This window comes from Micromonospora sp. DT178 (genome assembly GCF_049841695.1).
In the GTDB taxonomy this organism is placed as follows: domain Bacteria; phylum Actinomycetota; class Actinomycetes; order Mycobacteriales; family Micromonosporaceae; genus Micromonospora.
Genome location: NZ_JBNCKV010000012.1, coordinates 70,518 through 85,085, shown reverse-complemented (window position 1 = coordinate 85,085; position 14,568 = coordinate 70,518). Strand labels below are relative to the sequence as shown.

The following is a 14,568-nucleotide window of genomic DNA, read 5'->3' as shown; positions in this document are numbered from 1 at the left end:
GATGACAAGCTGCGGTACTTCCTCAAGCGGGTCACCGCCGACCTGCACGAGACCAAGCGCAAGCTGCAGACCGTCGAGGCACGCGACCAGGAGCCGCTGGCCATCGTCTCGATGAGCTGCCGCTTCCCCGGTGGCGTCCGGACGCCGGAGGACCTGTGGGAGCTTGTCGCCGACGGCCGGGACGCCCTCACCGAGTTCCCCGACGACCGGGGTTGGGACCTGGAGGCGCTCTACGACCCCGACCCCAACAAGCCGGGCAAGAGCTACACCCGCATCGGCGGGTTCCTCGACGGCGCCGGTGACTTCGACCCGTCCCTGTTCGGCATCTCGCCGCGTGAGGCCCTCGCCATGGACCCGCAGCAGCGGCTGCTGCTGGAGACGTCCTGGGAGGCCGTCGAGCGGGCCGGCATCGACCCGCTGTCGCTGCGCGGCAGTTCCACCGGCGTCTTCGTCGGGCTGAGCACCTCGAACTACGGCATGGGTCTGCCCAACGTGCCCGAGGGCGTCGACATGTACATCGGCACCGGGAACACCACCAGTGTCGCGTCCGGCCGGATCTCGTTCACGCTCGGCCTCAACGGCCCGGCCGTGACCGTGGACACCGCCTGCTCCTCCTCGCTGGTGGCCCTGCACCTCGCCGTGAACGCGCTGCGCCGCGGCGAGTGCGACCTGGCCATCGCCGGTGGCGTCACCGTGATGGTCACCCCCGGCGTGTTCGTCGTCTTCTCCCGGCAGCGCGGCATGTCCGTCGACGGCCGGTGCAGGGCGTTCGCCGCCGGCGCGGACGGCACCGGCTGGGGCGAGGGCGGCGGCGTGCTCGTCGTGGAGCGGCTGGCCGACGCCGAGCGCAACGGCCACCCGATCCTCGCCGTGATCCGGGGCAGCGCCCTCAACCAGGACGGCGCGTCCAACGGGCTCACCGCCCCGAACGGCCCCTCCCAGCAGCGGGTCATCCGGCAGGCCCTCGCCAACGCCCGGCTCGGCACCGCCGACGTCGACATGGTCGAGGCGCACGGCACCGGCACCACCCTCGGCGACCCCATCGAGGCGCAGGCGCTCATCGCCACGTACGGGCAGGACCGGCCCGCCGACCGGCCGCTGTGGCTGGGCTCGGTCAAGTCGAACATCGGCCACACCCAGAGCGCCGCCGGCGTCGCCGGGCTGGTCAAGATGGTGATGGCGCTGCGCAACGGCGTCATGCCGGAGACCCTGCACGTCGACGAGCCCTCCCCGCACGTGGACTGGACCGCCGGGGCGGTCTCCCTGCTCACCGAGTCCAAGCCGTGGCCGGAGCTGGACCGCCCCCGCCGCGGCGGCGTCTCCTCGTTCGGCGTGAGCGGCACCAACGCCCACGTGATCCTGGAGGAGTACCGGCCGCGCGTCGCCGACCCGGTCGCCGTCGACGGCGAGGAGGCCGTCGAGGCCACCGCCGTCGAGCCCGCGCGACGGCCCGGCCTGGTCGCCTCGGACGTCACCGTCTGGCCGGTGTCGGCCCGGTCGAGGTCCGCCCTCGCCGGCCAGGCCGCCCGGCTCGCCCAGCACGTGCGCGAGCACGGCGACCTCGCCCCGGCGGCGATCGGCTGGTCGCTGGCCACCACCCGCTCGACGTTCGACCACCGCGCCGCCGTCGTCGGGTCGACCGCCGACGAGCTGCTCGCCGGGCTGGACGCCCTCGCCGCCGGCCACCCGGCCGGCAACCTCGTCACCGGTACGGTCACCAGCGCCGGCGCGGGCCCGGTCTTCGTCTTCCCGGGTCAGGGCGCGCAGTCGGCGCGGATGGCCGCCGGTCTTGTCGGTCGTACGCCGGTGTTCGACGCGAAGCTGGCCGAGTGCCAGCGGGCCCTGGCGCCGTACCTGGACGTGGACCTCGTCTCGGTGCTGACCGGCGACGACGAGTCGTGGCTGGAGCGGGTCGAGGTCGTGCAGCCCGTGCTGTGGGCCGTCGGCATCGCCCTCGCGGCCGTGTGGCGCGCGGCGGGCGTCGTCCCGGACGCGGTCGTCGGCCACTCGCAGGGCGAGATCGGCGCCGCCTGCGTGGCCGGCATCCTCACCCTGGAGGACGCCGCCCGGACCGTGGCGCTGCGCTCCCGCGCCCTGGCGGTGCTGCGGGGCACCGGCACGATGGCGTCGGTGGATCTGTCCGCCGACGCGGTCGCCGAGCGGCTGCCGGCCTTCCCGGGCGTCGGGGTGGCGGCGGTCAACGGCCCGTCCACCGTCGTGGTCTCCGGCCCGCCGCAGCCCGTCGCCGACCTGGTGGCGGCGTGCGAGGCCGAGGGCCTGCGCGCCCGGCTCATCCCGGTCGACTACGCCTCCCACTCCGAGGCCGTGCAGCAGGTCGCCGAGCAGCTCCGCGCGGACCTGGCCGACGTCACCCCGCAGGCCGGCCACACCCGCCTGGTCTCGACGCTGACCGGGGACTGGGTCGACCCGGCCTCGATGACCGCGGACTACTGGTACGACAACCTGCGCCGCACCGTCCGGTTCGACGCCGCCGTCCGCGTCGCCGTCGCCGCCGGGCACACCACGTTCGTGGAGATCAGCCCGCACCCCGTGCTGACGATGCCGGTGACGGCCATCCTCGACGACACCGGCGTCACCGGCCACACCCTGGGCAGCCTGCGCCGCGGCGACGACGACGCGACCCGCCTGCTGACCAACCTCGCCACCGCGCACGCCATCGGCCTGCCCGTCGACCTGGCGAACGTCCTCGCCGAGACCGAGGTCGCGCCGCTGCCCACGTACGCCTTCGACCACCAGCGGTTCTGGCTCGACGGCAGCGGTGGCCCCGACCTGGAGAGCCTGCTCCAGGGCGCGGCGGCCGACCCGAGCGACGCGAGCTTCTGGGCCGCCGTGGAACGCGGGGACGTCACCGCCCTCGCCGAGACCATCGCCACCGAGGACACCCCGGCCCACGAGGTCCTCGACGCGCTGCTGCCGGCCCTGCCGATGCTCACCTCCTGGCGCCGGCAGCGGCGCCGGCAGTCCGACATCGACAGCTGGCGCTACCAGGACACCTGGAAGCCGCTGACCGGCGTCGCCAACCGGGGCATGAGCGGCACCTGGGTCGTCGTCATGCCGACCGGCGACATCATCGAGCCCTGGCAGGACGCCTGCGTGGAGGCGTTCACGGCGGCCGGCGCGACCCTCGTCGAGGTTCCCGTCTCCACCCCCGACGTCGACCGTGACCAGTTCGGCAAGCTGCTGCAGGAGGCGCTCGCCGCCGCACCGGGCGGCGACGCCGCCGCCGAGGTGACCGGCGTGGTCTCGCTGCTCGCCTTCGACGAGCTGGCCCACCCGCTGCACCCGTCCGTGCCCGGCGGCTTCGCCGCCACCGTCGCGCTCTTCCAGGCCCTCGGCGACATCGGCCTGCGCGCCCCGATGTGGAGCGTCACCTCCGGTGCCGCCTCCGTCGGCATGGCCGACCTGCTGCGCTCCCCGGTGCAGTCGCTGGTCTGGGGCTTCGGCCGGGTCGCCGCGCTGGAGCACCCGCAGCGCTGGGGCGGTCTCGTGGACCTGCCCGAGGCCGTCGAGGAGCGCTGCGCCGACCTGCTGGTCGCGGCCCTCACCACCGCCGGGGAGGAGGACCAGATCGCGGTACGCCCCAGCGGCCTGCTCGCCCGCCGGCTCACCCGGGTCCCGCTCGGCGACAGCCAGCCCGCGAACCCGTGGCAGCCGTACGGCACGGCGCTGGTCACCGGCGGCACCGGCGCGCTCGGTGGGCATGCCGCCCGCTGGCTGGCCCGCAGCGGTGTGGAGAACGTCGTCGTCGTCAGCCGGCGGGGGATGGCTGCGCCGGGCGCGCAGCAGCTCGTCGACGACCTCACCGCGCTGGGCGCCCAGGCCACCGTGGTCGAGTGCGACGCCTCCGACCGCGACGCGCTGGCCGACCTGATCGACGCGATCCCCGCCGAGTACCCGCTCACCACGGTCGTGCACGCCTCCGCCGTGCTCGACGACGCCATGATCAACGACATCCGGCCGGAGCAGATCGAGCGGGTGCTCCAGGCCAAGGTCGACGTCGCGTACAACCTGCACGAGCTGACCCTCGACCTCGACCTGTCGGCGTTCATCATGTTCTCGTCCTTCGCGGGCAGCGTGGCCAGCTCCGGCGTCGGCAACTACGCCCCGAGCAACGCGTTCCTCGACGCGCTCGCCCAGCACCGGCGGGGCCTCGGCCTGACCGCCACCTCCATCGCCTGGGGGGCGTGGGCCGGCGGCGGCATGGCCGACGGGCCGCTCGGCGAGCTGCTGCACCGCCACGGCGTACCGGAGATGACCCCTGAGGCGGCGATCGCCGCGCTGCACCAGGCCGTGGACCACGGCGAGGCGTTCCTCACCATCGCCGACATCGCCTGGGAACGGTTCTCCGTGGCCTTCACCGCCACCCGGCCCGGCCCGCTGATCAGCGACCTGCCGGACGTGCGCCGCCTCGCGACGGCCGAGAAGGTGGCCAGCGTGGAGGCCGGCGACGGCCCGGAGTCGTTGCAGGACCGCCTCGCCGGGCTGCCCGCCGCCGACCGGCAGGCCGTGCTGCTCGGCCTGGTCCGCAGCCAGGTCGCCGCCGTGCTCAACTACCCGTCCGCCGAGTCGGTGGACGAGCACCGGGCGTTCCGGGAGCTGGGCTTCGACTCCGTCACCGCCGTCGAGCTGCGCAACCGGCTCGGCTCGGCCACCGGCGTGGCCCTGCCGGTCACCCTGGTCTTCGACTACCCGACCCCGACGACCCTGGCGGAGTACCTCTTCGCCGAGGTCGCCCACGACGACGTGGTCACCCCGACCGCCCTCCTCGACGATCTGGACCGGATCGCCGACAGCCTCGACGTGGTGGCGCGGGACGAGGCGGCCCGGGTGCGGGCCACCGTACGTCTCCAGGCGATGCTCTCCCGGCTCGCCCAGGACAGCGGTGGCGCCGACATCGGCCGGCACCTCGACGACGCCACCGACGACGAGTTGTTCGCGATGGTCGACAAGGACCTCGGCATCTCCTGACCTTCCAGCTCCAGCTCTCTCCCGTCCCTTTCGAGGAAGCGGCACTCCGATGGCCAACGAAGACAAGCTCCGCGACTACCTCAAGCGGGTCATGGCTGATCTCCACGACACCCGTCGCCGGCTCAGTGAGGCACAGTCCCAGGAACTGGAGCCGGTGGCGATCGTGGCGATGAGCTGCCGGTTGCCGGGCGGGGTGCGCAACCCCGACGACCTGTGGGAGCTGGTGCGGGACGGCCGGGACGCGGTCACCCCCTTCCCCGATGACCGGGGCTGGGACCTGGAGCGCCTCTACCACCCCGACCCCGACCACCCGGGCACCTCGTACGCCCGGGAGGGCGGGTTCGTCGACGGGGCCGGGGACTTCGACTCCGCCTTCTTCGGCATCTCGCCGCGCGAGGCGTTGACCATGGACCCCCAGCAGCGGTTGCTGCTGGAGACGTCCTGGGAGGCGGTCGAGGCCGCCGGCATCGACCCGGCCTCGCTGCGGGGCAGCCGGACCGGGGTGTTCGTCGGCACCAACGGGCAGGACTACGGCACCCTGCTGATGATGTCGCCGGACGGCGACGAGGGGCACTCGATGACCGGGGGCGCGGCGGCCGTCGCGTCGGGCCGGGTGTCGTACACCCTCGGCCTGGAGGGGCCGGCCGTCTCCATCGACACGGCCTGCTCGTCGTCGCTGGTGGCGCTGCACCTCGCGGTGCAGGCGCTGCGGGCGGGGGAGTGCGACCTGGCGCTGGCCGGCGGGGTGACCGTGATGGCCACCCCGGGCCTCTACATCGGATCCAGCCGGCAGCGCGCCCTCTCCCCGGACGGGCGGTGCAGGTCGTTCGCCGCCGCCGCCGACGGCGCCGGGTTCTCCGAGGGCGTCGGCTGGCTGCTGGTCGAGCGGCTGTCGGACGCCCGCCGCAACGGCCACCGCGTCCTCGCGGTGGTACGCGGCTCCGCCGTCAACCAGGACGGCGCGTCGAACGGGCTGACCGCCCCGAACGGGCCGGCCCAGCAGCGGGTGATCAGCCAGGCCCTCGCCTCCGCCCGACTGTCCACCGCGGACGTCGACGTCGTGGAGGCGCACGGCACCGGCACCAAGCTGGGCGACCCGATCGAGGCACAGGCGCTCATCGCCACCTACGGGCAGGACCGGGGGGAGGCCCCGCCGCTGCTGCTCGGCTCGGTGAAGTCGAACATCGGCCACGCCCAGGCCGCCGCAGGCGTGGCCGGGGTGATCAAGTTGGTGCTCGCCATCCGGCACGGCGTCGTCCCGGCGACGCTGCACGTCGACGCGCCGTCCCCGCACATCGACTGGACGGCCGGCGCGGTGGAACTGGCCACCGAGGCCCGGCCGTGGCCCGAGACGGGCCGGGTGCGGCGGGGCGCCGTCTCCTCGTTCGGCATCTCCGGCACCAACGCCCACGTGATCATCGAGCAGCCGGACGAGCCGGCCGAGGAACGCCCGTCCGGCTCGACCCCCGGCCTGGTCGCCGCCGACGCGCTCCTCTGGTCGGTGTCGGCCCGGTCGAAGGCCGCCCTGGCCGGGCAGGCCGCGCGGCTCGCGTCGTACCTGCGCCAGCGGGACGGGCTGGACCCGGCCGCGGTGGGCTGGTCCCTGGCGGCCACCCGGTCGACGTTCGACCACCGGGCCGCCGTGGTCGGGTCGACCGCCGACGAGCTGCTCGCGGGGCTGGACGCGGTCGCGGCCGGCCTGCCGGCCGGAAACGTGGTCGGCGGTGTGGCGTCGGGCCCCGGCGCGGGCCCGGTCTTCGTGTTCCCGGGTCAGGGCGCGCAGTCGGCGCGGATGGCCGCCGGTCTTGTCGGTCGTACGCCGGTGTTCGACGCGAAGCTGGCCGAGTGCCAGCGGGCGCTCGACCCATACCTGGGCGCGGACCTGGTGTCGGTGCTGACCGGCGACGACGAGTCGTGGCTGGAGCGGGTCGAGGTCGTGCAGCCGGTGCTGTGGGCCGTCGGCATCGCCCTCGCGGCGGTGTGGCAGCACGCGGGGGTGACCCCGCAGGCGGTGATCGGCCACTCGCAGGGCGAGATCGGCGCCGCGTGCGTGGCCGGCATCCTCAGCCTGGAGGACGCCGCCCGTACCGTCGCGCTGCGCTCCCGCGCCCTGGCGGTGCTGCGGGGCACCGGCACGATGGCGTCGGTGGACCTGTCCGCCGACGCGGTCGCCGAGCGGCTGCCGGCCTTCCCGGGCGTCGGGGTGGCGGCGGTCAACGGACCGTCCACCGTCGTGGTCTCCGGCCCGCCGCAGCACGTCGCCGACCTCGTGGCGGCGTGCCAGGCCGAGGGGATCCGGGCCCGGTTGATCCCCGTGGACTACGCGTCGCACTCGCCCGCCGTGCAGGAGGTCGCCGAGCAGCTGCGCGCCGACCTGGCCGACGTGACGCCGCAGGTCGGCCACACCCGGCTGGTCTCCACCCTGACCGGGGACTGGGCCGACCCGATCTCCATGGGCGCCGACTACTGGTACGACAACCTGCGCCGGACGGTGCTCTTCGACGCGGCGGTGCGGGTGGCCGTCGCCGCCGGGCACACCACGTTCGTGGAGATCAGCCCGCACCCCGTGCTGACGATGCCGGTGACGGCCATCCTCGACGACACCGGCGTCGCCGGCCACACCCTGGGCAGCCTGCGGCGGGACGACGACGACGCGACCCGCCTGCTGACCAACCTCGCCACCGCGCACGCCATCGGCCTGCCCGTCGACCTGACGAGGATCCTGCCCACCACGCCCACCGTCGACCTGCCCACGTACGCCTTCGACCACCATCGGTACTGGCCCGCGCCGCCGGCCTTCCTCGCCGCGCCCGACGGCGCGCCGGACATCGACGGGTGGCGCTACCGGGTCACCTGGCAGGCCGTGCCTGACCTGCCGCTGACCTGGCTCGCCGGCACCTGGCTCGTCCCGGTACCCGCGGCGCTGGGCGGGGACCCCCTGGTCGCCGACGTGCTGTCGGCGCTCGGCAACTTCGGCGCGGACGTCGTACCCGTGGAGCTGGACGCCACCGACGACCCGGCGGCGCTGGTCGAACTGCTGGGCGCCGCGCTCGCCGGCCCGGACGGACCCGTCGCCGTGCTCTCGCTGCTGGGCCTGGACGAGCGGGCGCACCCAGAGCACCCGGCGACCTCGCTGGCCGTCTCGGGCACCGCCCTGCTGGTGCAGGCGCTCGGGGCGCTCGGCGTCGAGGCGCCGCTGTGGTGCGCGACCCGAGGAGCCGTCGCGGCCTGCGCCGACGACCCGGCGCCGAGCCCCGTCGCCGCCGCCGTCTGGGGGCTCGGCCGCGCGGTCGCCCTCGAACACCCCGCCCGCTGGGGCGGCCTGCTCGACCTGCCGGACACCCTCGGCCCACAGGCGGGCGCCCTGCTCTGCGCGGCGCTCGGCGCCGGCGGCGAGGACCAGTTCGGCGGTGGCGCGGACCAGTTCGGCGACGGCGACGGCGCGGAGCAGTTCGGCGCCGGCGAGGACCAGCTCGCCGTGCGCGAGTCCGGCGTCTTCGTCCGCCGGCTCGCCCGGATCACCGAACCCGAGCCGACCGCGTCCGGCGACGCCGCGGACGACACCTGGCGGATGCGCGGCACCGTGCTGATCACCGGCGGCACCGGCGGGCTGGGCGGGCACCTGGCCCGCTGGGCGGCCCGCTCCGGCGCGGCGCACGTCCTGCTGGCCAGCCGGCGCGGCCCGGACGCCCCGGGCGCCGCCGAGCTGGAGGCGGAGCTGACCGACCTCGGCGTACGGGTCACCGTGGCCCGCTGCGACGTCGCCGACCGGGCGCAGGTGGCCGACCTGCTGGCCGCCGTCCCCGCCGAGGCCCCGGTGACCGCCGTGCTGCACACCGCCGCCGTCCTCGACGACGGGATCGTGGACACCGTCACCCCGCAGCGCCTGCACACCGTCGCCGCGCCCAAGTGCGCCGCCGCCGTCCACCTGGACGAGCTGACCCGGGACCTCGACCTGGACGCCTTCGTGCTGTTCTCCTCGGTCGCCGGCACCACCGGCAACGCCGGGCAGGGCGCGTACGGGGCGGCGAACGCGTTCCTCGACGCCCTCGCCGAGCGGCGCCGGGCCGAGGGCCTGCCCGCCCTCTCGGTGGCCTGGGGCGCGTGGAGCGGGGCCGGCCTGCCCGCCGACAACGAACGCGCCCAGCAGCGGCTGCGCCGGGGCGGCATGGTCGGCATGGACCCGGACCTGGCCGTCGAGGCCCTCGCCCGGGCGCTGCGGCGCGGCGAGACCACGACCCTGATCGCCGACATCGACTGGACCCGGTTCGCCCCCGCGTTCACCCTGGTCCGGCCCAGCCCGCTGATCGGCGACCTCGCCGAGGTGCGCGAGGCGACGCGGCCGGACCCGCAGGAGGCCGCCGAGGAGGAGCCGGACGTACCGTCGGCCCTGGCGCGGCGGCTCGCCGGGCTCGCTGCGGCGGAGCGCGCCGCGACGCTGCTGGAGCTGGTCCGCCAGTGCGCGGCGACCGCGCTCGGCTACGGCGCGGCCGACGACATCCCGGCCACCCTGCCCTTCCGCGACCTCGGCCTGGACTCGCTGACCGCCGTGGACATGCGCAACTTCCTGGCCACCGCCACCGACCTGCGGCTGCCCGCGACGCTCGCCTTCGACTACCCGAACCCGACCGTGCTCGCCGCGCACCTCGACGAGCTGCTCACCGGGACCGCCCCGGAGGCCACCCCCGCCCCGGCCGCGCTGGCCGAGGACGACGACGACCCGATCGCCATCGTGGCGATGAGCTGCCGCCTGCCCGGCGGGGCGGACACCCCGGAGCAGCTCTGGCAGCTCCTCGCCGCCGGCGGCGACGCGATCGGCGAGTTCCCCACCGACCGGGGCTGGGACCTCGACCGGCTCTTCGACTCCGACCCGGAGAAGGAGGGCACCAGCTACGCCCGCGAGGGCGGCTTCGTCACCGGGGCCGCCGACTTCGACGCCGGGTTCTTCGGCATCAGCCCCCGCGAGGCCCTGGCGATGGACCCGCAGCAGCGGCTCCTGCTGGAGGCGTCCTGGGAGGCGATCGAGCGGGCCGGGATCGACCCGCACGCGCTGCGCGGCAGCCCCACCGGCGTCTTCGTCGGCACCAACTACCAGGACTACCGGAACCTGATGTTCAGCGCCGAGGGCGCCGAGGGGCACCTGATGACCGGCAACGCCGGCAGCGTGCTCTCCGGCCGGGTGTCGTACACCCTCGGGCTGGAGGGGCCCGCCGTCTCGGTGGACACCGCCTGCTCGTCGTCGCTGGTCGCGCTGCACTGGGCCTGCCAGGCGCTGCGCCGCTCGGAGTGCTCCCTCGCCCTCGTCGGCGGCGTCACCGTCATGTCCACCCCCGGCGTGTTCGTCGGCTTCAGCCGGCAGCGGGGGCTCGCCCCGGACAGCCGGGTCAAGGCATTCGCCTCCGCCGCCGACGGCACCAGCTGGGGCGAGGGCCTCGGCCTGCTGCTCGTCGAGCGGCTCTCCGACGCCCGCCGCAACGGCCACCCGGTGCTCGCGGTGATCCGGGGCAGCGCCGTCAACCAGGACGGCGCCTCGAACGGCCTGACCGCCCCGAACGGGCCGTCGCAGCAGCGGGTGATCCGGCAGGCGCTCGCCAACGCCGGCCTCACCCCGGCCGACGTGGACGCCGTCGAGGCGCACGGCACCGGCACCAAGCTCGGCGACCCCATCGAGGCGCAGGCCCTGCTCGCCACGTACGGCCGGGAACGGCCCGCCGACCAGCCGCTCTGGCTCGGCTCGATCAAGTCCAACATCGGGCACACCCAGGCCGCCGCCGGCGTCGCCGGGATTATCAAGATGGTGCTGGCGCTGCGGCACGGCTACCTCCCGCAGACCCTGCACGTCGACGAGCCGACCGACCAGGTGGACTGGACCGTCGGCGCGGTCGAGCTGCTCGGCGAGGGCCGCCCGTGGCCGGCCACCGGCCACCCGCGCCGGGCCGCCGTCTCCTCGTTCGGCATCAGCGGCACCAACGCGCACACCATCCTGGAGCAGGCCCCGGAGCCGTCCTTCGTGGAGCCGCCGACGGGGGACCCGGCCCGGCTGCCGGTGGTGCCGGTGCTGCTGTCGGGACGTACGGCGGTCGCGCTGGCCGCCCAGGCGGACCGCTGGGCCGAGCAGCTCACCGGCCTGGAGGCCCCCCGGACGGTCGACGTCGGCTGGTCGTCGGCGGTCTCCCGGGCCACCCTGGAGCACCGGGCCGTCGTCCTCGCCACCGACCGGATCGCGCTGGGCGCCGGGCTGCGCGCCCTCGGCGCCGGCGAGGACTCGCCGCTGGTGGTCACCGGCGTGGCCGCGTCCCGGCCGAAGGTGGCGTACCTGTTCTCCGGGCAGGGGGCGCAGCGGGCCGGGATGGGGCGCGAGCTGGCCGAGGCGTTCCCGGTCTTCGCCGCCGCGCTCGACGAGGCCTGCGCCGCCCTCGACCCGCACCTGCCCCGCCCGCTGAAGCCGCTGCTCTTCGCCGAGCCCGACACCCCCGAGGCCGAGTCGCTGGACCGGACCGAGTTCACCCAGCCGGCGCTCTTCGCCGTGGAGGTGGCGCTGTTCCGGCTGTTCGAGGCGTGGGGCGTCCGCCCCGACGCGGTCGCCGGGCACTCCATCGGCGAGTTCGCCGCCGCCCACGCCGCCGGGGTGCTCTCCCTGGCCGACGCCGCCGAGCTGGTCGCCGCCCGGGGCCGGCTGATGCAGGCGCTGCCGGCCGGCGGGGCGATGCTCGCCATCGCCGCCACCGAGGCCGAGGTGACCGCCGCGCTCGGCGACCGCGCCGACCGGGTCTCCGTCGCCGCCGTCAACGGTCCCGCCGCCGTCGTGGTGTCCGGGGCCGGCGACGCCGTCGAGGAACTGGCCGCGGAGTGGACCGCCCGGGGCGTCCGGATCCGGCGGCTGACGGTCAGCCACGCGTTCCACAGCCCGCTGATGGAACCGGTGCTCGACGACCTGGCCGCCGTCGCCGGACGGCTGCGGTACCAGGAGCCGACCATCCCGATGATCTCCACCGTCACCGGCACGCCGGTCGACGCGGCGGAGATCGGCACGCCGGAGTACTGGGCGCGGCACGCCCGCGACGCCGTGCGCTTCGCCGACGCCGTCACGGCGCTGCGGGAGCGCAACGTCACCGGCTACGTCGAGATCGGCCCGGACGGGGTGCTCACCGCCCTCGCCCAGGCCGTCCTGGCCGAGGACGCCCCGACCGGCGGCCGGACCCCGCTGGTCGTGCCCGCCCTGCGCCGCGACCGCTCCGAGCCGACCACCCTGCTGCGGGCGGTCGCCGCGCTGCACACCCACGGCGTCTCCCCGGACTGGTCCGCCCTCTACGACGGCACCGGCGCGCAGCGGGTCGACCTGCCCACCTACACGTTCGACCGGCAGCGCTACTGGCCGGAGCCGCCGCCCTGGGCCGCCCTGGCGGCCGAGGACGACCGCACCGACGTCGAGCGCCGCTTCTGGGCGGCCGTCGAGGCCGAGGACCTCGAGTCGCTGGCCCGCGACCTGGACGTGCACCGCGACCAGCCGTTCGGGACCGTGCTGCCCGCCCTGTCCGCGTGGCGGCGGCGCGGCCGGGAGCGGGCCCTGGTCGACGGCAGCCGGTACCGGGTCGTCTGGGAGCCCATCGAGGAGGCCCCGGAGGAGCAGGATCCCGGCCGCTGGCTGGTGCTGCTGCCCGCCGACCGGGCCGACGACCCCGACCTGAACTCCTGCACCTGGGCCCTGGGCACCGAGGTGACCATCGTGCCCGTGGACACCGCCGCGGATTCCGACGAGCTGTGCGGAGGGTTCGCCGACGTGCTCACCGAGGCCCTCGGCGAGGGCGGGGGGCCGCTGTCGATCCTCTCCTTCCTGGGCCTGGACGACGCCCCGCACGCCGAGCACCCGGCGCTGCCGCGTGGCCTGGCCGCGACCGTGCACCTGCTCCAGCAGCTCGTCGACCTCGACGCCCCGGCCCGGCTCTGGTGCGTCACCCAGGGCGCCGTCGGCGTCGGCGACGACGACGTCCCGGCCAACCCGCGGCAGGCGATGCTGTGGGGCCTGGGCCGGGTGGCCGCGCTGGAACAGCCCGCCCGCTGGGCCGGCCTGGTGGACCTGCCCACCGACCTCGAGCCCTGGACGGCGATGCGGCTCGGCGGCATCCTCACCGGCGGCGGCCTGGAGGACCAACTCGCCGTCCGCGAGTCCGGGGTGCTGGTGCGGCGGCTCGTCCCGGCCGTCACCGCGGGGGACCCCGCGCCGTGGCAGCCCCGGGGCACCGTGCTGATCACCGGCGGCACCGGCGCGCTCGGCGGGCACGTGGCCCGCTGGGTGGCCGGCGCCGGCGCGGAACGGGTGGTGCTGACCAGCCGGCGGGGCACCGACACCCCCGGCGCCGCCGAGCTGCTCGCCGAGCTGACCGGCCTCGGGGTGGACTGCCGGGTCGCCCGCTGCGACGCCGCCGACCGGAGCGCGGTGGCCGAACTCCTGGCCGACCTCGAGCGGGAGGGACCGCCGCTGCGCGCGGTGGTGCACGCCGCAGGGGTCAGCGAGGTGGTGCCGCTGGCCGACACCACCCTGGAGGACCTGGCGTACGTCATCGCCCCGAAGCTGTCCGGCGCCGAGCACCTCGACGAGCTGCTCGACGGCACCGAGCTGGACGCGTTCGTGCTCTTCTCGTCGATCTCGGCGGTGTGGGGCAGCGGTGGGCAGGGCGCGTACGCGGCCGGCAACGCCTACCTGGACGCGCTCGCCGAGCGGCGGCGCGGCCGGGGACTGCCGGCCACGTCCGTGGCGTGGGGGCCGTGGACCGAGTCGGGCATGTTCACCGAGGGCGCGCCGGAGCAGCTGCGCCGCCGTGGCCTGCGGGTGATGCCGCCGGGCGTGGCGATGGCCGGGCTGCGGCACGCCCTGGCCGCCGGGGACACCTGCGTCACCGTCGCCGACGTCGACTGGGCCACCTTCGCGCCGCTGTTCACCTCGCTGCGGCCCAGCCCGCTGCTGGCCGACCTGCCGGCCGTACGCGAGCTGGCCGTCGCCCCCGCCGACGCGCCGGACGCGTCCGCGCCCGTCGCCCGGGACCTGCTCGCCGGGTTGCGGGCGCTGCCCGGTGACGAGCGTCGGGCCGCGCTGCTGGAGATGGTGCGCGTCGACGCGGCGAAGGTGCTCGGCCACTCCTCCGGCGACGTGATCGAGACGGACCGGGGCTTCCTGGACCTCGGCTTCGACTCGCTCACCGCCGTGGAGCTGCGCAACCTGCTCACCGCGGCGACCGGGCACGACCTGCCCACCACGGTCGTCTTCGACTACCCGACCCCGGCCGGCCTGGCCGACCACCTGTACGAGGAGCTCTTCGAGGACGGCGACGGGGAGTTCGGTGACGACGGCGACGAGGAGTCGGTCCGCCGGGCCCTCGCCGCGATCCCGCTGGACGAACTGCGGCGGACGGGCCTGCTCGACCAGCTGCTCCAGCTGGCCCGCACGAGCGCCGGTACGCCGGCCGTGGCGCCCGCCGCCCCGGCCGCGCCCGAGGCCCAGATCCACGAACTCGACGTCGCCGGCCTGGTCCGGATGGCCCTGGAAGGCTCCGACTCGTGACCCGGCCGGCCCTGAGGAGC

General features: G+C 75.9%; 2 protein-coding genes. Both read left to right on the top strand.

The genetic code is table 11. The features are described from left to right. Positions 1 to 9 precede the first annotated feature (9 nt). Complete coding sequence (locus ACLQ22_RS22220; protein ID WP_425694023.1) at positions 10 to 4,989, top strand: type I polyketide synthase; 4,980 nt, start codon at positions 10 to 12, stop codon at positions 4,987 to 4,989. Next, on the top strand, positions 4,904 to 14,548 hold the full coding sequence (locus ACLQ22_RS22215) for a type I polyketide synthase (RefSeq protein ID WP_425694006.1): 9,645 nt from the start codon (positions 4,904 to 4,906) through the stop codon (positions 14,546 to 14,548). Before ACLQ22_RS22220 ends, ACLQ22_RS22215 begins: the two co-directional genes overlap by 86 nt. Positions 14,549 to 14,568 lie beyond the last annotated feature (20 nt).